The organism is Streptomyces sp. NPDC091289, assembly GCF_044757365.1.
In the GTDB taxonomy this organism is placed as follows: Bacteria; Actinomycetota; Actinomycetes; order Streptomycetales; family Streptomycetaceae; genus Streptomyces.
On the sequence record NZ_JBIVUT010000006.1, the window covers coordinates 155,099 to 174,532 of the forward strand.

Below are 19,434 nucleotides of genomic sequence, written 5' to 3' on the forward strand. Positions count from 1 at the left end.
CTGGCGTTGACCAGTACAGGAGGCTCCACTGGGGAGTGGAGCACCACCATGCAAAGGGTTCCCCTGCTGCACCACTTGGAGGGCGTACCGTGCACCGCCGGCACAACGGGCTGAAGACCGCCGTACTCCTCGGGGGACTGTCCGCACTCATCATCGTCATCGGCAGTTTCTTCGGACGTACGGGCCTCGTCGTCGCGCTCCTGGTAGCCGTCGGCACCAACGCCTACGCCTACTGGAACAGCGACAAGCTCGCCCTGCGGGCCATGCGCTCCCGTCCCGTCAGCGAATTCGAGGCGCCGCAGCTCTACCGCATCGTCCGCGAGCTCTCCACGGCGGCCCGCCAGCCCATGCCGCGCCTCTACATCTCCCCGACGCAGGCGCCCAACGCGTTCGCCACCGGCCGCAACCCCCGCAACGCCGCCGTCTGCTGCACCGAGGGCATCCTCCAGATCCTCGACGAACGCGAGCTGCGCGGCGTCCTCGGCCACGAGCTCAGCCATGTCTACAACCGGGACATCCTCATCTCGTCCGTCGCCGGAGCGCTCGCCTCCGTCGTGATGTTCCTGGTCAACTTCGCCTGGCTCATCCCGGTGGGCCGCTCCAACGACGACGAGGGGCCCGGCCTCCTCGGCATGCTCCTGATCATGATCCTGGGGCCGCTCGCCGCGTCCGTCATCCAGCTCGCCGTCAGCCGCTCCCGCGAGTACGAGGCCGACGCCTCCGGGGCCCGGCTCACCGGCGACCCACTGGCCCTCGCCAGTGCGTTGCGTAAGCTCGAAGCGGGGACGAAGCAGCTCCCGCTGCCGCCCGAGCCGAGGATCGAGACCGCGAGCCACATGATGATCGCGAACCCGTTCCGTCCAGGCCGGGGGACGGCGAAAATGTTCTCGACCCACCCGCCGATGGCGGAGCGCATCGCCCGACTAGAACAGATGGCAGGTCATCGCCCGTGAAAACCATCCTGAACGTCATCTGGCTGATCCTCTGCGGATTCTGGATGTTCCTCGGCTACCTGCTCGCGGGCCTCCTGCTCTGCATCACCATCATCGGCATCCCCTTCGGACTCGCCGCCTTCAGAATCGGCGTCTACGCCCTCTGGCCGTTCGGCTACACCGTCGTCGACCGCCGGGACGCCGGCTCGCCCTCCTGCGTGGGGAACGTCCTCTGGCTGATCCTCGCCGGATGGTGGCTCGCCCTCGGCCACATCACCACCGGCATCGCCCTGTGCATCACGATCATCGGCATCCCCCTGGGCATCGCCAACTTCAAGCTGATCCCCGTCTCCCTCATGCCCTTCGGCAAGGAGATCGTCCCCACCGACCAGCCCTTCGCCACCCGCTGACCCGGCGGGCCCGGGAACCCTGGCTTCCGGGTTCCCGGGCAACCGAACACCTGCCCACCGCGTCTTGGGTTCCAAGACGAAGCAAGGGGTAGGTGCAGCGACATGGGCATCATCAGTTGGATCATTCTTGGGCTGATCTCCGGGGTCATAGCCAAAATCCTCCTCCCGGGACGCGACCCGGGCGGCATCATCGGCACCACCCTCATCGGCATCGCCGGGGCCTTCGTCGGAGGCTGGCTCTCCAGCCAATTCCTCGACCGCCCCATCAACAACGACTTCTACGACACCGCGACCTGGATCGCCGCCGTCGCCGGCGCACTGGTCCTGCTCATCGCCTACCGGCTGCTGTTCGGCAACTCCCGAGACCGCCGCTGAACCCACGGGCGGACACCGGGACCCGCGAACGGCCGGCACACACCGCCACCGCCCTACCGCGCGTCCCGTGACGTCATCCCGGTCTCCCGCAACGTCAGATTCAACCGGCCGGCCCGCAGCCCCGCGGCCGGGTCGGCCGGTCCCGGACACACCTTCGGCACCCCGTGGAACGCGAAACGCGACGGCCCGCCGAACACGAACAGATCCCCGGACGCCAACTCCACATCCGTGTAGGGCTGTCCGCGTCCCTCCGTGTTCCCGAAGCGGAACACACACCTCGCCCCGATGCTCAACGAGACCACAGGAGCGCTCGACCGCTCCTCCTTGTCCTGATGCATCCCCATCCGCGCTGTGTCGTCATAGAAGTTGATCAGCGCGGTGTCCGGTGCGAACGCCTCCGCCGCGCCCTCGTCCCCGTACGCCTCGGCCACCGCCGCCCGCCCCAGATCGCCCAGCCACTCCGGGAACGCGGCCACCCGGGCGCCGTTCACATCGTCAGCCGTACGGGCGTACCGGTACGGCTGCCAGTGCCACCCCAGGCACACCGTCCGCACCGACATCACCCCGCCGCCCGGCAGCGCCGTGTGCCGCAACGGGACCGGCCCCCGCGCCCACCGACGGCACGCCGACACCAACTCCGCCCGCCGCTCCACCGACAGCCACTCCGGCACATGGACGGCACCCGGCGCGACCACCCTCCGCGGCCGCCGGAACAGACCGTCCGAGGACGGCGGAAGCCCCTGCGCCACGGCTCAGCCCGCCCCGCCTTCGACGCCTTCGATCCCCAGCAGCAGCTTCTTCCGGTCCAGCCCGCCCGCGTACCCCCGCAGCGCCCCGTCCGCCCCGATCACCCGGTGACACGGCCGCACGACCAGCAACGGATTGCGCCCGATCGCCGTGCCCACCGCCCGCACCCCCGCGCCCGAGGCCCCGACCTGTGCCGCGACCTCCCCGTACGACACCGTGCTTCCGTACGGGATCGACTCCAGCACCGTCCAGACCCGCCGCTGGAACTCCGTGCCCGCGCCCTCGGCCAACGGCACGTCGAACCGGGTCGAACGCCCCGCGAAGTACGCCTCCAACTGCCGGGCGACCCCCGCGAACGCCCCAGGGGCGTGCCGCCAGCCGTCCTGGACGACCGCGCCGCCCTTCTGACCGGGCATCGACAGCGAGAGCAGCCGGACACCGGTGCCTCCGGCCGCATCCGGCCCCGCCGCATCCGGTTCGCCCACCGCCGCCTCGCCGACCAGCAGCAGCTCGCCCAGCGGGCTCTCCACCCGCGCGTACACCGTCGTCGTCATGCCTTCTCACTCTCCCGGTCCGTACCGCCAGTCTGCGCCCACGCGCCGCACGGCCACCGGCGGTATTCGGACATCACGTCCGCGCCCCGGGACGCGCCCGGCTTGATCGTGCGGGAATTGTCGAACTATATTCGTGCGAGATATTTCGAACGATGGGGAGGCTTCATGGCTGCCGCAAGGGTGTACCAGCACCCGGAGACGTCCGAGATCGCGATGCCCAGGGTGCTGTTCGCGCTCAGCGAGCCGCTGCGGCTGGGCATGGTCCGCATGCTCGTCGAACACGGCGAGGTCGACAGCATCGACCTCGGCCCGGACCTGCCGCGCTCGACGCTGACGCACCACACGAGCCTGCTGCGCGAGTCCGGGATCGTGTTCGTCCGCGCCGAGGGGCGCAAGTGCATGATCCGGCTCCGCGAGGACGACCTGGAGGCCCGGTTCCCCGGCCTGATCCGGACCGTCCTGACCGGCTACCCGGCAGGCGCGGACGACGAGGAGGACGCGTGATCCGCAAGGTGTGGCCCCTGGTCGCCGCCGCCGTCGCCCTCGGTATCGACGCCTACGTCCTCGCCGGGGTGCTGCCGTCGATCGCCGACTCACTGGCGACCACTGTCGCGGTGATCGGCCTCGGGGTGACCGCCTTCACCGCCGCCTACGCCGTGGCCGGGCCGCTGCTCTCCGGACGGCTCACCCGTGGCAGCACCGCACGGGCCCTGCTGATCGCGCTCGGTGTGTTCAACCTCGGAAACCTCATCACCGTCGTGGCGCCGGGCGTCGCGTTCTTCCTCGCGTCCCGGGTCGTCGCGGGTGCGGGCGCGGGCATCCTCACGGCGGTCGCGACCGCGACCGCCGCCGCGATGGTCGCCGACCGCGAACGCGGCCGGGCGATGGCGATGGTCACCTTCGGGCTGTCCACCGGGACGGTCGCGGGAGTGCCCGTGGGCATGCTGATCGGGCAGAGCTGGGGCTGGCGCTGGACCATGGCCCTGGTCGTCGCTGTCGGCGTGCTCAGCATGATCGCCCTCGCCGCCCGCGCGCACACCCTGCCGACCCTGCCCGTGACGGGAGGTGCGCCGGTCTTCGGAGTGCTGCGCTCGGGCACGGTCTCCGCCGGAATCGTCGCGGCGTTCCTGCTCGGCGTGGCCAGCCTCGGCCTGTACACCTACCTGCTGCCGATGGCGGACGCCCGAGGCCTTCGGGACTGGGGCTTCGCCCTGGTGTGGGCGTGGGGCGTCGGAGGCGTCACGGGGGCCGCGCTGATCGGCAGGCCCCTGGACCGATACGGCCCCAGGGCGCTGCTGGTGGCCCTGCCGGCGCTGCTCGCCGCGAGCTTCGCAGCAGTCTGGGCCTTCTCCGTCCCGGCTGTGTGGCTGATCGCCGCGGCAGTGTGGGGAGCCGCCGCCTGGGCCAGTGTGCCGACCTTGCAGCAGGCGCTCACCCGGGACCGCCCGGACCGGGCGATGGCGGTCATCGCCTTCCAGATGGCAGCCATGTACCTCGGGTCCGCCGCCGGGGCCGCCACGGGAAGCAGCCTCCTGGCCGGCGGAGCGGACTCCGCCGATCTCGCGGGATGGGCGCTGATCCCCACCGGGCTCGCCATCGCTCTGCTCGGCCGGATCGGCGCGAGCGCACGGGTGCTACCGGCCCGGACGCGTACGCCCGTTCACGCCCCGGCGGGCGACGACACAACGAGAGCCGCCGTCGAGGTCGGCCTCGACGATGCGCCCCCGTTGTGCCCCGGACGGCCTGCCTGACAACGTCCTTGCAGGTCAGGCCGGTTGGCTGCGGTGACTACCGGTAGTTCACGAACTGCACCGCGAAGTCGAAGTCCTGACCCTTCAGCAGCGCCTGCACGGCCTGCAGGTCGTCCCGGCTCTTCGAGCTGACCCGCAGCTCGTCGCCCTGGACCTGCGCCTTGACGCCCTTCGGGCCCTCGTCGCGAATGATCTTCGCCACCTTCTTGGCGTTGTCCTGGGAGATGCCTTCCTCGATCGTGGCGAAGATCTTGTACTCCTTGCCGGAGAGCTGCGGCTCACCGGCGTCCAACGACTTCAGCGAGATGCCGCGCTTGATCAGCTTGGACTGGAAGATGTCGAGGATGGCCTTGACGCGCTCCTCGCCGTTCGCCTCCATCAGAATCTTCTCGCCCGACCACGAGATCGAGGCGCCCGTGCCCTTGAAGTCGTAACGCTGGGAGATCTCCTTGGCGGCCTGGTTGAGGGCGTTGTCGACCTCCTGCCGCTCGACCTTCGAGACGATGTCGAAACTGGAGTCGGCCATGACGTGTGGCTCCTTGCGTCGAATGCTGGGGATACAGCCCAAAGCCTAGCCATCGCCACACCGTCCGGCCGCTGATCAATCAGGTGGCGGAGCACCCCTGGTCATCAGGTATTGTTTACGTCGTCGCCAAGGAGCTCACCACGAGATCCAACGCGTCGTTCGAGGCGGTGTGCCCGAGTGGCCAAAGGGAGCAGACTGTAAATCTGCCGGCTCAGCCTACCCAGGTTCGAACCCTGGCGCCGCCACGCGAACGAAGCCCCCGACCAGTCTTCTGGTCGGGGGCTTCGTCGTTGGTACGGGTCGTTGGTGCGAGAGCGGATCAGTTGCCCGCGACGTCCTTCACGGCCACCGTCACCGGCACGTTTCCGGAGATCGCCTCGAGGGTGAGGCCCGCCGTCGCCGGGGTGTCCAGCAGCTCCAGCAACGTGGCCGCCACATCGTCGCGGGGGATCGGGCCACGGCCCGTCGAGGCGGCCAGCAGGACCTGCCCGGTGCCCGCGTCGTTGGTCAGCATGCCGGGGCGCAGGATCGTCCAGTCCAGCGCGGTACGGGAGCGTACGTCGGCGTCGGCGGCGCCCTTGGCCCGGAGGTACACGTCGAAGACCTCGTCGCCGGGGTGGTCGGGGTCGGCGCCCATCGAGGAGACGACGAGATAGCGGCGGACGCCCGCCGCCTCGGCCGCGTCGGCGAACAGCACGGCCGCGTCGCGGTCGACGGTGTCCTTGCGGGCGGTACCGCTGTTCGGCCCCGCGCCCGCCGCGAAGACGGCCGCGTCCGCGCCGCGCAGCACCTCCGCGGTCTGTTCCACGGTGGCCGATTCGAGGTCCAGCACGGCGGGTTGGGCGCCGGCGTCGGTCAGGTCCTGACTCTGTTGGGGGTTGCGGATGATCCCTACGGCTTCATCCCCGCGTGCGGCGAGCAGCCGCTCCAGCCGCAGTGCGATCTGTCCGTGTCCACCTGCGATGACAATGCGCATACCCCCGACCGTACGCCCGGGAGCGGGCTCCCGCTCAGTTCCTGGGCCCGGAACCGGAGTCGGGTCGTCCCTGGCGCGGAAGACCGCCGAGGCCGGCGGTGGCGTCGGCGTCGGAGTCGCAGTACTCGCGCACGGCGCTGGTGCGGGCGACGATCCGGCCGCGGTGGATGACGATGCGGCTGTAGGCGAGGGAGAGCACCGCGGAGAGCCGTTCGCCGCGTACGGCGAGGAGTTCGGCGGGGAAGCCCGCCTCGACCCGTACGTCGGGAAGGCCGAGGGCCGCACGGGCGGTCGTGGAGACCAAGTCGTATGCCTGTTCGGCGCGTAGCCCGGCCTGCGAGGCGAGGAGGTACGCGGCCTCGAGCGGATCGCCGCGGCCCACCGGGTTGGCCGTGTCCCGCAGCGCGCCGCTGCCCGCCGCGACCCGCACGCCGGCGGAGCGCAGCAGGCGTACGGGGGCGGTCGTACGGCGCTCCGCACCGGCGCAGCCGCCCTGGGGCAGACAGACCACGGTGATCCCGGCGGCGGCCAGCCGGTCGGCGGCGCGGGTCGCGGCGTCCAGCGGCAGATGGGCCAGACCGGCGCACGGGCCGAGGGTGACGCCGGGGCGCAGGCCGGCGGCCATCGCGGCGAGCCGGGCCAGCCGGGCGGGGTCGTCGCCGTCGGTGTGCAGGTCCACGGGGCAGCCGTGCTCGGCGGCGATCTCCAGGACGGCCTCCGTGTAGCCGGTGGGGTCCGGGTCGAGGTCGGGGCAGCCGCCGACGACGGCCGCGCCCATCTTCACCGCGTCCCTGAGCATCGCGAGGCTGTCCGCTCCGGCGACGCCGGTGAGGAGCCGGGGGACCGCGACGGGCATGACGTCGGCGAGGCCGCGCAGGGCGCGCCGGGCCTGCAGGACGGCTTCGAGCGGGACGAGGCCCTGGACGTCGCCGACGCGGACGTGGGTGCGCAGGGCGGTGGCGCCGTGGCCGAGCTGGAGGAGCGCGGCCTCGGTGGCGCGGCGCTGGATGTCCTCGGCGCGGTGGGAGGCGGGGCCCGGGCTGTCGGGACCCGCGCTGTCCGCGGTGAGGGCGGTGTCGCTGTGGGCGTGGGGTTCGGCCGGGGCGGGGAGCAGGAGATAGCCGCGGAGGTCGATGCGGGGGCCGCGGGCGGTGAGGCTGCCCGCGGTGCCGACGGCCTCGATCCGGCTGCCGCTCAGGCGTACGTCGACGGCTCGGCCGTCCGCGAGGCGGGCGCCGCCGAGGACGAGGGCGGGGGTGTCGGCGGTGGTGGCTGCGTCGGCGCTGTCGGGCGCGTTGTCGTCGGGCCGCCGTGGCTGGCTGTCAGGCATCGCGCTCCTGGGAGGGGTGCAAGATCACACGGAGTGACCACACCCTAGGGGCGTGCGGGGGCGGCTTCCGGGAGGAGCGGAATAGTCGTACCGGTGCGCCTGTGCCGGCGGCCGGCCGGGCCGGGTCCGGAGTCGGACGCGGCCTGGATCAAGGCCTGATCAGGGGGTGTGGGCGGCCCCGGACGGAGGGCCGGAGCGTGCGGAACAAACGGATTTGGGCAACCGGCGGGGGACCGTGTAATGTCTTCATCGCTCGCCCCAATAGCTCAGTCGGTAGAGCGTCTCCATGGTAAGGAGAAGGTCTGCGGTTCGATTCCGCATTGGGGCTCTGGTGATCGGGAAACCCCGCTTCGGCGGGGGGACTCATTCATCAAAGCGGTGTAGCTCAGTCGGTAGAGCAAGCGGCTCATAATCGCTGTGTCACCGGTTCAAGTCCGGTCACCGCTACTAACGGTAGCCGATTGTTGGGTCGGTCCTTCGATCGGCTACCCTTTTATGCGTTCATCCGTCCATCGTCCGTCCAAGGAGCACTCACGTGGCTGCCACCGACGTCCGCCCGAAGATCACGCTGGCCTGCGTGGAGTGCAAGGAGCGGAACTACATCACCAAGAAGAACCGGCGTAACAACCCGGACCGTCTTGAGATGAAGAAGCACTGCCCGCGCTGCAACTCGCACACCGCGCACCGCGAAACGCGCTGAATCAGGCTCGTACACGAGGCCGTCCCCTCTGGGGGCGGCCTCGTGTCGTTGTACGGGGTCGCTCCCGCACGGGGGCGTGCCCTTGTTCGTCTTTCACCAGGTTTCTCAGGAGGTAGCGAGCTCATGGCGCTCGACCAGTCCTTCGTGGGGCGGACCTATCCGCCCACCCCGGCGTACGAGGTCGGCCGGGAGAAGATCCGCGAGTTCGCCGAGGCGGTGGGCGACACCCATCCGGCGTACGTCGACGTCGAGGCGGCCCGTGCGCTCGGTCATGCCGATGTGATCGCGCCGCCCACCTTCGTCTTCTCGATCACCTACCGGGCCGCCGGGGAGGTGGTGCAGGACCCGCAGTTGGGCCTGGACTACAGCCGGGTCGTCCACGGTGACCAGAAGTTCAGTTATGTGCGTCCGGTGCGGGCGGGGGACCGGCTGACGGTCACCTCGACGATCGAGAGCATCAAGTCCATGGCGGGCAACGACATCGTGGACATCCGCGGGGACGTGTACGACGAGGCCGGCGAGCTGGTCGTCTCGGCGCTCACGAAGCTGGTGGCGCGCGCCGCCGAGGAGGCGTGATGACGGCGAAGGTCTCTTACGGGTCGGTCGAGGTCGGTACGGAACTGCCGGCGCAGTCCTTCCCGGTGACGCGGGCCACGCTCGTGCAGTACGCGGGCGCCTCCGGCGACTTCAACCCCATCCACTGGAACGAGAAGTTCGCGCGCGAGGTCGGGCTGCCGGATGTGATCGCCCACGGCATGTTCACCATGGCCGAGGCGATCCGGGTGGTCACGGACTGGGCCGGCGACCCGGGCGCGGTCGTCGACTACGGGGTGCGCTTCACGAAGCCGGTCGTCGTGCCCAACGACGACAAGGGCGCGCTGATCGAGGTCAGCGGCAAGGTCGCGGCGAAGCTGGACGACAACCTGGTCCGGGTGGACCTGGTCGCCATGTGCGACGGCAAGAAGGTGCTGGGCATGTCCCGGGCCGTGGTCCGGCTCGCCTGAGGCGTCGGGGCGAGAGCTGAGGGGCGTTCCTCCCGCGGGTACTTCCCGCGGAGGGACGCCCCTCACCCGTGTTCGTCGACCCGGGCCCTTGCCACATTGGTTATTGAGTAATAACTTACTTCCATGGCAAGGATGAGTGCGGAGGAGCGGCGCGAGAGCGTCGTCCGGGCGGCGATCACCGAGTTCGCCCGCGGTGGTTACAACGGGACGTCCACCGAGGTGATCGCCCGGCGGGTCGGCGTCTCGCAGCCCTATCTCTTCCGGCTCTTCCCCAACAAGCAGGCCATTTTCATCGCCGCCGCCGAACGCTGCCTGGAGAGCATCCGCGGGGTCTTCGCGACGGCCTCCGAGGGGCTGGAGGGGGAGGAGGCTCTGCATGCCATGGCCGAGGCGTACCAGCGGCTGATCGTCCACGACGGCGAGAAGCTGATCATGCAGATGCAGACGTACGCCGCCGTCGCCGCGGCGGAGGCCTCCGGGGATCACGCCTTCGGGGAGTCCCTGAGGGCGGGCTGGGGGCAGATGTGGGACGAGGTGCACCTGATGCTCGGAGCCGACGAGAGCGAGACGACGACGTTCCTGGCGTACGGGATGCTCGTCAACACCCTCGCCTCGCTGGGCTTCCCGGCCGAGCACCGCGTCTGGTCGGGGTTCTACGACTCGGCCCGGCCCATCGTCTGAACAGCGCGCACCGGGTCCGGCCCGGTTTTCTGTCCGCAGAAGTTAGTAATCAATAACTAACCAACAGGGGGAGTCATGGACATGGACGTACGACACGGCACGGCCGGCCGCGGGGGAACGGTCTGGGTTCTCGTCATCACGAGCGTCGCCGGATTCATGGCGGCCCTCGACAACCTCGTGGTCACCACCGCCCTCCCCTCCATCCGCCAGAGCCTCGGCGGCGGCCTGGAGGAGCTGGAGTGGACGGTGAACGCGTACACCCTCACCTTCGCCGTACTGCTGATGCTCGGGGCCGCGCTCGGGGACCGGTACGGCAGACGGCGGCTGTTCATGACCGGACTCGCCGTCTTCACGGCCGCCTCCGCCGCGGCCGCGCTCTCCCCGGGCATCGAGGAGCTCATCGCCTTCCGCGCGGTCCAGGGCGTGGGGGCGGCGATCATGATGCCGTTGACGCTCACCCTGATCGGCGCCGCCGTCCCGCCCGAGCGGCGCGGAGCGGCACTGGGCGTCTTCGGAGCGGTGACCGGGGTGGCGGTCGCCAGCGGCCCGCTGATCGGCGGCGCGCTCACCGAGCACATCTCCTGGCAGTGGATCTTCTGGCTGAACGTGCCGATCGGCCTGGTGCTGCTGCCGCTGGCCCGGCTGCGGCTCACCGAGTCGTACGCCCCCAAGGCGCCCCTGGACATCCGTGGCACGGTCCTGGTCAGCGCGGGCCTCTTCGGCATCGTCTACGCCCTGGTCAACACCGCGAGTCACGGGTGGACCAGCCCTCTCGTCCTGACCGGGCTGCTCGCCGGCACGGCCCTGCTCGGGCTGTTCGTCCGCCACGGCCTCCGGGCGGAGAACCCGATGCTGCCGATGCGGCTGTTCCGCAACCGGGCCTTCCTCGGGATCAACGCCGCGAGCCTGCTGATGTTCCTCGGGATGTTCGGATCGATCTTCCTGCTCAGCCAGTTCCTGCAGAACGGCCTCGGACACTCGCCCACCGAGGCCGGGCTGCGGATGCTGCCCTGGACCGGGATGCCGATCCTCGTCGCCCCGCTCGCCGGGTATCTCTCCGACCGCTTCGGGGGCCGCCCGGTGGTGGTCACCGGGCTCGCGCTCCAGGCCCTCGGGCTGAGCCTGTTCGCCCTGGTCCTCGGACCCGACGTGAACTACACCGCCCAGCTCCCCGCCCTGATCATCGGCGGAGTCGGCATGGCCCTGTACTTCGCGCCCGCCGCGAGCCTGGTCCTCTCCAGCGTCCGGCCCGGCGAACAGGGCATCGCCTCCGGAGCCAACAACGCGCTGCGCGAGGTCGGCGGGGCGCTCGGGGTCGCGGTGCTCGCCGCCGTCTTCGCCGCGCGGGGCGGCTACGGCTCACCTCAGCTCTTCGCGGACGGGACCGTGCCCGCCGTCTGGATCGGGGCCGGTGCGGTCGCCCTGGGCGCACTCGTGGCGCTCCTGATCCCGGGACGCCGCCCCACCGGCCGCCCCGCCCCGGAACCGGTGGACCAGGGCGCTCCCGAGCCGGAGCCGGCGGCCGTCTGAGCCCCCCGGCCCCGGCGTACGGTCCGTGGCCCCGCACGAGCGGCGGGGCCACGGACCGTACTCTTGTCCCCGTGCAGGAACTCCACGACGCCCCCCTCGCCCCCCTGACCACCTTCCGGCTCGGCGGCCCCGCCGCCCGGCTGCTGACCGCCACGACCGACGCCGAGGTGATCGCCGCCGTCCGCGAGGCCGACGCGAGCGGCACCCCGCTGCTGGTGATCGGCGGCGGCTCCAACCTGGTCATCGGGGACAAGGGCTTCGACGGCACCGCGCTGCGCATCGCCACCAAGGGCTTCGCGCTCTCGGGTACGTCCCTGGAGCTGGCGGCCGGCGAGGTGTGGACCGACGCCGTCGCCCGGACCGTCGAGGCGGGTCTCGCGGGCGTCGAGTGCCTGGCCGGCATCCCCGGATCCGCCGGCGCGACGCCCATCCAGAACGTCGGCGCGTACGGACAGGAGGTGTCCTCCACCATCACGGAGGTCGTCGCCTACGACCGGCGCACCGAGGAGACCGTGACCATTCCGAACACGGAGTGCGCGTTCTCGTACCGTCACAGTCGCTTCAAGGCCGAACCCGACCGCTTCGTGGTGCTGCGTGTCCGATTCGAGCTGGAAGAGGCCGCCGGGCTTTCCGCGCCCCTCAAGTACCCCGAAACGGCCAGGGCGATGGGCGTCGAACAGGGCGACCGCGTCCCGCTGGCGGACGCCCGCGAGACCGTGCTGCGGCTGCGCGCCGGCAAGGGCATGGTGCTGGACCCGGAGGACCACGACACCTGGTCGGCGGGCTCCTTCTTCACCAACCCGATCCTCGAACCGGCCGCCTTCCAGGACTTCCTCGTCCGGGTCCGCGAGCACCTCGGCCCGGACGTGACGCCCCCGGCCTTCCCCGCCGAGGACGGCCGCACCAAGACCTCGGCCGCCTGGCTGATCGACCGGGCCGGATTCACCAAGGGCTACGGCAGCGGCCCCGCCCGGATCTCCACCAAGCACACCCTCGCCCTCACCAACCGGGGCGCGGCCACCACCGAGGACCTGCTCGCGCTGGCCCGCGAGGTCGTCGCCGGGGTGCACCAGGCCTTCGGCGTCACCCTGGTCAACGAGCCGGTCACGGTCGGCGTCAGCCTCTAGGGGCGCAGACGCGCGGGGCGTACGCGGTCAGTACGCGACGCCCACGCCCTGCTTCACGGCCGCCGGGTCGTCGATCAGCGCCAGCATCGCGTGCGCCACGTCCGCCCGGGAGATGGACCGGCCGCTGCGCGGCGTACCGCCCGCGACCCGTCGGTAAACACCCGTACGCGGCCCGTCCGTCAGCTTCGGCGGGCGCACCGAGGTCCAGTCCGTGGCGCTGCGGGCCAACGCCGCCTCCATCCGGGCGAGATCGGCGTACAGCTCCGCCAGGACCGCCCCGATCGCCTTGCGCACCAGCCGGTCCACCAGCGGATCGTCCGCCGGCTCCGGCCCGACCGGCGCCGCGCTCACCACCAGCAGCCGCCGGACTCCCTCGGCCTCCATCGCCGTCAGGATCTGCCCCGTCAGCCGCTCGGCGACGCCGTTCGCCTTGCGGCCGCGCGAACCCAGCCCCGAGAGCACCGCGTCCCGCCCCGCCACCGCCGCTCGCACCGCCGCCGGATCGTCCAGCCGCGCGACGGCGTGCAGCGCCGCGCGGTCCAGCGGCTCCGGGAGTCGGTCCGGGTCACGGACCACGGCCGTCACCTCGTGACCCGCCGCCAGCGCCTGTCCCACGATCTCCCGACCGACGCCGCCGGTCGCCCCGAACACGGTGATTCTCATAGTGCGCCCCCTGGTGGGTGAGTGTTCACTAACCTCTAGGATGAGTGGCTCCCCACCCGGGCGTCAAGATGTCCGGGTCACGGCCTGTTGGAGCACGCATGGACCAGAAGCCCGCCCGCGTCCGGATCGTCGACGCGGCGCACGAGCTGATGCTCTCCATCGGCCTCGCCAGGACCACCACCAAGGAGATCGCCAAGGCGGCCGGCTGCTCGGAGGCCGCGCTCTACAAGTACTTCTCCGGCAAGGAGGAGCTGTTCGTCACCGTCCTCGCGGAGCGGCTGCCCCGGCTCGGCAACCTTCTCGGCGAACTGACCGCCGGCGAGGGCACCGTCGAGGGCAACCTCACCGAGATCGCCCGGGTGGCCGCCCTGTTCTACGAGCAGACCTTCCCCATGGCCGCGTCCCTCTACGCCGAGCCCCAGCTCAAACGCCGCCACGAGCAGGGCGTGGGCGGGCTGGAGGCCGGGCCCCACCTGCCGATCCAGCGACTCGACGCCTATCTGCGCGCCGAACAGGGCGCGGGCCGCATCCGGGCCGACGCGGACACCTACGCCGCCGCCTCGCTGCTGATGGGCGCCTGCGCCCAGCGGGCCTTCGCCTACGCCGCGCTCCCCGGCGGCGAGCCCCCGCAGCCCCTGGACGACTTCGCCGCCTCCCTCGCCCGCACCCTGCTGGGCGGAATCAGCTAGCCAGCCAGTCGTCGATCCCCGACAGCAGCTTCTCCCGTACGTCCACGGGGGCAGCCGAGCCGCGCACCGACTGGCGGGCCAGCTCGGCCAGCTCCTCGTCGGTGAAGTCGTGGTGGCGGCGCACCAGCTCGTACTGGGCGGCCAGCCGCGAACCGAACAGCAGCGGGTCGTCCGCCCCCAGCGCCATCGGCACCCCCGCGTCGAACAGAGTGCGCAGGGGGACGTCGGCGGGCTTCTCGTAGACGCCGAGCGCCACATTGGACGACGGGCAGACCTCGCAGGTGACCCCGCGCTCGGCGAGCTTGCGCAGCAGCCGGGGGTCCTCGGCGGCCCGGACCCCGTGCCCGATGCGCGAGGCGTCCAGGTCGTCGAGGCAGTCGCGCACACTGGAGGGCCCCGACAGCTCCCCGCCGTGCGGAGCCGCCAGCAGACCGCCCTCCCGGGCGATGGCGAAGGCCCGGTCGAAGTCGCGGGCCATACCGCGCCGCTCGTCGTTGGAGAGCCCGAAGCCGACGACGCCCCGGTCCGCGTACCGCACGGCGAGCCGGGCCAGGGTGCGGGCGTCCAGCGGGTGCTTCATCCGGTTGGCGGCGATCACCACGCGCATGCCCAGGCCGGTGTCCCGGGCGGCGCTGTCCACGGCGTCGAGGATGATCTCGATGGCCGGGATCAGCCCGCCGAGCAGCGGGGCGTACGAGGTGGGGTCGACCTGGATCTCCAGCCAGCCGGACCCGTCCGCGACATCCTCCTGGGCGCTCTCGCGCACCAGGCGGTGGATGTCCTCCGGGGACCGCAGGCACGACCGGGCGATGTCGTAGAGCCGCTGGAAACGGAACCAGCCGCGCTCGTCGGTCGCCCGCAGCTTGGGCGGTTCTCCACCGGTCAGGGCGTCCGGGAGATGGACCCCGTACTTGTCGGCGAGTTCGAGCAGGGTGGTGGGCCGCATCGACCCGGTGAAGTGCAGGTGCAGGTGGGCCTTGGGCAACAGACGTACATCACGCTCCATCGGAAGATCCTGCCGCACGGGCGGGCCCGAGCGGTAGCCGCTTTCCTCTTTGGAGTGGGGCCGGGACGAAAAGTGCCCCCGGCCGAGGCGGCCGGGGGCACAATTCCGCGGGCTGTCAGGCCTTGGCCTCGCCCAGCAGCTTCTGGATCCGGGAGACGCCCTCGATGAGGTCGTCGTCGCCCAGGGCGTAGGACAGACGCAGGTAGCCCGGGGTGCCGAAGGCCTCACCGGGCACGACGGCGACCTCGGCCTCGTCCAGGATCAGGGCGGCCAGCTCGACGCTGGTGGCCGGGCGCTTGCCGCGGATCTCCTTGCCGAGCAGGCCCTTCACCGACGGGTAGGCGTAGAACGCGCCCTCGGGCTCCGGGCAGAGGACGCCGTCGATCTCGTTGAGCAGCCGCACGATCAGCTTGCGGCGGCGGTCGAAGGCGGTGCGCATCTCGGCGACGGCGTCCAGCGGGCCCGAGACGGCCGCGAGCGCGGCGACCTGGGCGACGTTGGAGACGTTGGAGGTGGCGTGCGACTGGAGGTTGGTCGCGGCCTTCACGACGTCCTTCGGGCCGATGATCCAGCCCACCCGCCAGCCGGTCATCGCGTACGTCTTGGCGACGCCGTTGACGACGATGCACTTGTCGCGCAGCTCGGGGACGATCGCCGGGAGCGAGGTGAACGTGGCGTCGCCGTAGACGAGGTGCTCGTAGATCTCGTCGGTGAGCACCCACAGGCCGTGCTCGACGGCCCAGCGGCCGATGGCCTCGGCGTCGGCCTCGCTGTAGACGGCGCCGGTCGGGTTGGACGGCGAGACGAACAGGACGACCTTGGTCTTCTCGGTGCGCGCGGCCTCCAGCTGCTCGACGGAGACCCGGTAGCCGGTGGTCTCGTCGGCGACGACCTCGACCGGGACACCGCCCGCGAGCCGGATCGACTCGGGGTAGGTGGTCCAGTACGGGGCGGGGACGATGACCTCGTCGCCCGGGTCGAGGATGGCGGCGAAGGCCTCGTAGATGGCCTGCTTCCCGCCGTTGGTCACCAGGATCTGGCTGGCGTCGACTTCGTAGCCGGAGTCGCGCAGCGTCTTCTCTGCGATGGCGGCCTTGAGCTCGGGGAGCCCGCCGGCCGGGGTGTAGCGGTGGTACTTCGGGTTGCGGCAGGCCTCGACCGCGGCGTCGACGATGTAGTCGGGCGTCGGGAAGTCGGGCTCGCCGGCCCCGAAGCCGATCACCGGACGCCCGGCGGCCTTGAGGGCCTTCGCCTTGGCGTCGACGGCGAGGGTCGCGGACTCGGAGATCGCACCGATGCGGGCGGAAACCCGGCGCTCGGACGGTGAAGTTGCAGCGCTCATGGGCCCCATGCTCGCAGACCGCAAAAGCCGTCGGCACAGGGGTTTCAGGGACCGGACAGGACCCGGACAGCATCCGGACAGGACCGGTCGGTAGTTGTCTGTTCGACGCGGCGGCCCTGAACACGTACACTCACCTGTCGTTGGCCTTCACCAGCCGCACCGTTCCTGCACCCGGTCACCGGGAAAGATGCGGTAGGTTGGTGGAAACCACAAAGGGTCGTAGCTCAATTGGTAGAGCACTGGTCTCCAAAACCAGCGGTTGGGGGTTCAAGTCCCTCCGGCCCTGCTACACACTCCTTCGCCAGGATGTGTGCGCATGTACGTACTTCATTGCACAGCCGTGCGGCTCCACCGGGCGCGGCACGGCCACGACCCGGAATCAGGTGAGTAGCGTGACGGACGCCGTGGGCTCCATCGACATGCCTGATGCTGAGGATGAAGCTCCCGAGTCGAAGAAGAAGACTCGGAAGGGCGGCAAGCGCGGCAAGAAGGGCCCTCTGGGTCGGCTCGCGCTGTTCTACCGCCAGATCGTCGCCGAACTCCGTAAGGTTGTCTGGCCGACCCGCAGCCAGCTGACGACGTACACCTCCGTGGTGATCGTGTTCGTCGTCGTCATGATCGGTCTTGTTACCGTTCTCGACATGGGCTTCGCCCGGGTCATCAAGTACGTCTTCGGCTGATCTCGCGGAAGGCGTCCGACCCGGCGCCCCTTTCGCACGTTCCACCCTTTGTATCCAGGAAGAAGCAGCCATCGTGTCTGACCCGAACCTGAACGACGCCGTCGAGCCCGAGGCTGGCGCCTTCGAGTCCGCCAAGGACGAGCTCGACATCGTTGAGGCTGCTGACTCCGTGGACCCGGACCAGGCCGAGGCCGCCGACCTCGCCGCGGGCGAGCCCGCTGAGCAGGCCGCCGTGAACGTCGAGGCCGACGAAGACGCAGTGGTCGCCGAAGCCGTCGAGGAAGAGGCCGCCGAGGCGGTCGAGGCCGAGGCCGACGATGAGAGCGCCGACGAGGAAGAGGCCGAGCCGGCCGCCCCCGTCGACCCCGTCGCCGCCCTGCGCGACGAGCTCCGCACGCTCCCCGGCGAGTGGTACGTCATCCACACGTACGCCGGTTACGAGAAGCGTGTGAAGGCCAACCTGGAGCAGCGCGCGGTCTCGCTGAACGTGGAGGAGTTCATCTATCAGGCCGAGGTGCCTGAGGAGGAAATCGTCCAGATCAAGAACGGCGAGCGCAAGAACGTCCGGCAGAACAAGCTCCCCGGCTACGTGCTGGTGCGCATGGACCTGACGAACGAGTCCTGGGGCGTCGTGCGGAACACGCCGGGCGTCACCGGCTTCGTGGGCAACGCCTACGACCCGTACCCGCTGACCCTGGACGAGATCGTCAAGATGCTCGCCCCGGAGGCCGAGGAGAAGGCCGCCCGCGAGGCCGCCGAGGCCGAGGGCAAGCCGGCTCCGTCCCGCAAGGTCGAGGTCCAGGTGCTGGACTTCGAGGTCGGCGACTCGGTCACTGTCACCGACGGCCCGTTCGCCACGCTGCAGGCCACGATCAACGAGATCAACGCCGACTCGAAGAAGGTCAAGGGCCTCGTCGAGATCTTCGGCCGCGAGACCCCGGTCGAGCTCAGCTTCGACCAGATCCAGAAGAACTAGCGCTTCCGCCGGTTTCTGGACACATGCCTACCCAGCAGGTCAGAAGGGCTTCGCAGCCCCTCTGACCTGCTTGGTTTTTGGTCGCACAGCTATACCCGTTATCGTTGTGCGGTATGCCTCCATCCGGATGACCGGAATTGGCGGCGAAACACTCTCACTAGGACCCGGAGAGAGCAATGCCTCCCAAGAAGAAGAAGGTCACGGGGCTTATCAAGCTCCAGATCAACGCCGGTGCGGCGAACCCGGCCCCGCCGGTCGGCCCCGCGCTCGGTCAGCACGGCGTCAACATCATGGAGTTCTGCAAGGCCTACAACGCCGCGACCGAGTCGCAGCGTGGCATGGTCGTGCCGGTGGAGATCACGGTCTACGAGGACCGCTCCTTCACCTTCATCACGAAGACTCCGCCGGCCGCCAAGCTGATCCTCAAGGCCGCGGGTGTGGACAAGGGCTCCGGCGAGCCGCACAAGACCAAGGTCGCCAAGCTGACGGCCGCCCAGGTCCGCGAGATCGCCACGACGAAGCTCCCCGACCTGAACGCCAATGACCTCGACGCCGCGTCGAAGATCATTGCCGGCACCGCCCGCTCCATGGGCATCACGGTCGAAGGCTGATTCAGCCCCGTAACCCCCAGTGGTAGGACCAAGCGCTGGTCCGCACCACGACTCCACGCTCTGAAACCACAGGAGTAGAAGTGAAGCGCAGCAAGAACCTCCGCGCTGCGGACGCCAAGATCGACCGGGAGCGCAACTACGCCCCGCTCGAGGCCGTCCGTATCGCCAAGGACACCGCCTCCACGAAGTTCGACAGCACCGTCGAGGTCGCCTTTGCCCTGGGTGTCGACCCGCGCAAGGCCGACCAGATGGTCCGCGGCACCGTGAACCTCCCGCACGGCACCGGCAAGACCGCCCGGGTCCTGGTCTTCGCGACCGGTGACCGTGCAGCGGCCGCGGAAGCCGCCGGAGCCGACATCGTCGGCGCCGACGAGCTCATCGACGAGGTGGCGAAGGGCCGTCTGGACTTCGACGCCGTCGTCGCGACCCCGGACCTCATGGGCAAGGTCGGCCGCCTGGGCCGCGTGCTCGGTCCGCGTGGTCTGATGCCGAACCCGAAGACCGGCACCGTCACCCCCGATGTCGTGAAGGCTGTCAACGACATCAAGGGCGGCAAGATCGAGTTCCGCGTCGACAAGCACTCGAACCTGCACTTCATCATCGGCAAGACCTCGTTCGACGAGACCAAGCTGGTGGAGAACTACGCAGCGGCGCTGGACGAGATCCTCCGTCTGAAGCCGTCCGCCGCCAAGGGCCGCTACATCAAGAAGGCCACCCTGGCCACCACGATGGGCCCCGGCATCCCGCTGGACGCCAACCGCACCCGCAACCTCCTCGTCGAGGAGGACCCGGCCTCCGTCTGAGCCACCGTGCTCACCCGGTAG

At 70.4% G+C, this 19,434-nt stretch carries 24 protein-coding genes and 4 tRNA genes; 20 read left to right on the forward strand and 8 right to left on the reverse strand.

Going from position 1 to position 19,434, the window contains the following annotated elements; translation table 11 throughout:
• The first annotated feature begins 89 nt into the window (after nt 1–89).
• From htpX to ACIQPT_RS09750, 3 genes are all read left to right on the forward strand, one after another.
• Entirely contained in the window at nt 90–953 is an 864-nt protein-coding gene (gene htpX / locus ACIQPT_RS09740) for a zinc metalloprotease HtpX (protein WP_401154448.1), read from the forward strand.
• Nucleotides 950–1,342, forward strand: coding sequence for a YccF domain-containing protein (locus ACIQPT_RS09745; RefSeq protein ID WP_401154450.1), 393 nt, complete (start codon nt 950–952; stop codon nt 1,340–1,342). The genes htpX and ACIQPT_RS09745 overlap by 4 nt, the downstream gene beginning before the upstream one ends.
• A 102-nt stretch (nt 1,343–1,444) precedes the next feature.
• Nucleotides 1,445–1,717, forward strand: a complete 273-nt coding sequence (locus ACIQPT_RS09750; RefSeq protein ID WP_401154452.1) for a GlsB/YeaQ/YmgE family stress response membrane protein — start codon at nt 1,445–1,447, stop codon at nt 1,715–1,717.
• Between the two features lie 53 nt (nt 1,718–1,770).
• Here the strand turns inward: ACIQPT_RS09750 and ACIQPT_RS09755 are convergent, their stop codons facing one another.
• Both ACIQPT_RS09755 and ACIQPT_RS09760 read right to left on the reverse strand, forming a co-directional pair.
• Nucleotides 1,771–2,466 (reverse strand): alpha-ketoglutarate-dependent dioxygenase AlkB family protein, encoded by a 696-nt coding sequence (locus tag ACIQPT_RS09755; protein ID WP_401154454.1) that lies wholly within the window; start codon nt 2,464–2,466, stop codon nt 1,771–1,773.
• A 3-nt stretch (nt 2,467–2,469) separates the two neighbouring features.
• The gene (locus ACIQPT_RS09760) at nt 2,470–3,018 is read right to left on the reverse strand and encodes a methylated-DNA--[protein]-cysteine S-methyltransferase (protein ID WP_401154456.1); all 549 of its coding nucleotides are present in this window, start codon (nt 3,016–3,018) and stop codon (nt 2,470–2,472) included.
• Nucleotides 3,019–3,183: 165 nt separating this feature from the next.
• Here ACIQPT_RS09760 and ACIQPT_RS09765 point away from each other — a divergent pair, with 165 nt between their 5' ends.
• Nucleotides 3,184–3,522, forward strand: coding sequence for a helix-turn-helix transcriptional regulator (locus ACIQPT_RS09765; RefSeq protein WP_203686520.1), 339 nt, complete (start codon nt 3,184–3,186; stop codon nt 3,520–3,522).
• Nucleotides 3,519–4,769: an MFS transporter gene (locus ACIQPT_RS09770; RefSeq protein WP_401154458.1), complete on the forward strand. Its 1,251-nt coding sequence runs from the start codon at nt 3,519–3,521 to the stop codon at nt 4,767–4,769. The genes ACIQPT_RS09765 and ACIQPT_RS09770 overlap by 4 nt, the downstream gene beginning before the upstream one ends.
• 37 nt (nt 4,770–4,806) lie before the next feature.
• On the opposite strand, the gene ACIQPT_RS09775 is transcribed toward ACIQPT_RS09770, so the two are convergent.
• A complete protein-coding gene (locus tag ACIQPT_RS09775; protein ID WP_006126857.1) occupies nt 4,807–5,295 on the reverse strand; it encodes a YajQ family cyclic di-GMP-binding protein in 489 nt (162 codons plus the stop codon).
• A gap of 163 nt (nt 5,296–5,458) precedes the next feature.
• Between ACIQPT_RS09775 and ACIQPT_RS09780 the strand changes: the two genes are divergently transcribed.
• Nucleotides 5,459–5,540, forward strand: a tRNA-Tyr gene (locus ACIQPT_RS09780).
• 74 nt (nt 5,541–5,614) lie between these two features.
• Here ACIQPT_RS09780 and ACIQPT_RS09785 read toward each other — a convergent pair.
• Both ACIQPT_RS09785 and ACIQPT_RS09790 read right to left on the reverse strand, forming a co-directional pair.
• A complete protein-coding gene (locus ACIQPT_RS09785; protein ID WP_401154459.1) occupies nt 5,615–6,271 on the reverse strand; it encodes an SDR family oxidoreductase in 657 nt (218 codons plus the stop codon).
• 34 nt (nt 6,272–6,305) lie between these two features.
• Nucleotides 6,306–7,601, reverse strand: coding sequence for an amidohydrolase family protein (locus ACIQPT_RS09790; protein WP_401154460.1), 1,296 nt, complete (start codon nt 7,599–7,601; stop codon nt 6,306–6,308).
• Nucleotides 7,602–7,856: 255 nt separating this feature from the next.
• On the opposite strand from ACIQPT_RS09790, the gene ACIQPT_RS09795 reads away from it, so the two are divergent.
• The 8 genes from ACIQPT_RS09795 to ACIQPT_RS09830 all read left to right on the forward strand — a co-directional run bounded on the left by ACIQPT_RS09795 (nt 7,857) and on the right by ACIQPT_RS09830 (nt 12,643).
• A tRNA-Thr gene (locus tag ACIQPT_RS09795) sits at nt 7,857–7,929 on the forward strand.
• Between the two features lie 46 nt (nt 7,930–7,975).
• A tRNA-Met gene (locus ACIQPT_RS09800) sits at nt 7,976–8,048 on the forward strand.
• A gap of 88 nt (nt 8,049–8,136) precedes the next feature.
• The gene (gene rpmG, locus ACIQPT_RS09805; RefSeq protein ID WP_003956487.1) at nt 8,137–8,301 is read left to right on the forward strand and encodes a 50S ribosomal protein L33; all 165 of its coding nucleotides are present in this window, start codon (nt 8,137–8,139) and stop codon (nt 8,299–8,301) included.
• A gap of 123 nt (nt 8,302–8,424) precedes the next feature.
• On the forward strand, nt 8,425–8,877 hold the full coding sequence (locus ACIQPT_RS09810) for a MaoC family dehydratase N-terminal domain-containing protein (RefSeq protein WP_401154462.1): 453 nt from the start codon (nt 8,425–8,427) through the stop codon (nt 8,875–8,877).
• Entirely contained in the window at nt 8,877–9,305 is a 429-nt protein-coding gene (locus tag ACIQPT_RS09815; RefSeq protein WP_401154463.1) for a MaoC family dehydratase, read from the forward strand. The genes ACIQPT_RS09810 and ACIQPT_RS09815 overlap by 1 nt, the downstream gene beginning before the upstream one ends.
• Nucleotides 9,306–9,437: 132 nt before the next feature.
• A complete protein-coding gene (locus ACIQPT_RS09820) occupies nt 9,438–9,986 on the forward strand; it encodes a TetR/AcrR family transcriptional regulator (protein ID WP_401154664.1) in 549 nt (182 codons plus the stop codon).
• 81 nt (nt 9,987–10,067) lie between these two features.
• Nucleotides 10,068–11,516: an MFS transporter gene (locus ACIQPT_RS09825; RefSeq protein ID WP_401154465.1), complete on the forward strand. Its 1,449-nt coding sequence runs from the start codon at nt 10,068–10,070 to the stop codon at nt 11,514–11,516.
• Nucleotides 11,517–11,587: 71 nt separating this feature from the next.
• Nucleotides 11,588–12,643, forward strand: coding sequence for a UDP-N-acetylmuramate dehydrogenase (locus ACIQPT_RS09830; RefSeq protein WP_401154467.1), 1,056 nt, complete (start codon nt 11,588–11,590; stop codon nt 12,641–12,643).
• 27 nt (nt 12,644–12,670) lie between these two features.
• Here ACIQPT_RS09830 and ACIQPT_RS09835 read toward each other — a convergent pair whose 3' ends face one another.
• Entirely contained in the window at nt 12,671–13,306 is a 636-nt protein-coding gene (locus tag ACIQPT_RS09835) for an NAD(P)-dependent oxidoreductase (RefSeq protein WP_401154469.1), read from the reverse strand.
• Nucleotides 13,307–13,404: 98 nt separating this feature from the next.
• On the opposite strand from ACIQPT_RS09835, the gene ACIQPT_RS09840 reads away from it, so the two are divergent.
• Nucleotides 13,405–13,995 (forward strand): TetR/AcrR family transcriptional regulator, encoded by a 591-nt coding sequence (locus tag ACIQPT_RS09840; RefSeq protein WP_401154471.1) that lies wholly within the window; start codon nt 13,405–13,407, stop codon nt 13,993–13,995.
• Here the strand turns inward: ACIQPT_RS09840 and ACIQPT_RS09845 are convergent.
• Nucleotides 13,988–15,001 carry an adenosine deaminase gene (locus tag ACIQPT_RS09845; RefSeq protein ID WP_103511067.1) on the reverse strand — a complete coding sequence of 338 codons (1,014 nt, stop codon included), beginning with the start codon at nt 14,999–15,001 and terminating at the stop codon, nt 13,988–13,990. The two genes, ACIQPT_RS09840 and ACIQPT_RS09845, sit on opposite strands and share 8 nt — an antisense overlap.
• A 115-nt stretch (nt 15,002–15,116) precedes the next feature.
• Entirely contained in the window at nt 15,117–16,343 is a 1,227-nt protein-coding gene (locus ACIQPT_RS09850) for a pyridoxal phosphate-dependent aminotransferase (RefSeq protein ID WP_401154473.1), read from the reverse strand.
• Between the two features lie 213 nt (nt 16,344–16,556).
• Here ACIQPT_RS09850 and ACIQPT_RS09855 point away from each other — a divergent pair.
• The 5 genes from ACIQPT_RS09855 to rplA all read left to right on the forward strand — a co-directional run bounded on the left by ACIQPT_RS09855 (nt 16,557) and on the right by rplA (nt 19,413).
• A tRNA-Trp gene (locus tag ACIQPT_RS09855) sits at nt 16,557–16,629 on the forward strand.
• 106 nt (nt 16,630–16,735) lie between these two features.
• Nucleotides 16,736–17,023, forward strand: coding sequence for a preprotein translocase subunit SecE (secE, locus tag ACIQPT_RS09860; protein WP_018960177.1), 288 nt, complete (start codon nt 16,736–16,738; stop codon nt 17,021–17,023).
• Nucleotides 17,024–17,096: 73 nt separating this feature from the next.
• A complete protein-coding gene (gene nusG, locus ACIQPT_RS09865; protein WP_401154475.1) occupies nt 17,097–17,999 on the forward strand; it encodes a transcription termination/antitermination protein NusG in 903 nt (300 codons plus the stop codon).
• 176 nt (nt 18,000–18,175) lie between these two features.
• The gene (gene rplK, locus ACIQPT_RS09870) at nt 18,176–18,610 is read left to right on the forward strand and encodes a 50S ribosomal protein L11 (protein WP_010058817.1); all 435 of its coding nucleotides are present in this window, start codon (nt 18,176–18,178) and stop codon (nt 18,608–18,610) included.
• An 80-nt stretch (nt 18,611–18,690) separates the two neighbouring features.
• A complete protein-coding gene (rplA, locus tag ACIQPT_RS09875; RefSeq protein WP_007445923.1) occupies nt 18,691–19,413 on the forward strand; it encodes a 50S ribosomal protein L1 in 723 nt (240 codons plus the stop codon).
• The last annotated feature ends 21 nt before the right edge of the window (nt 19,414–19,434 follow it).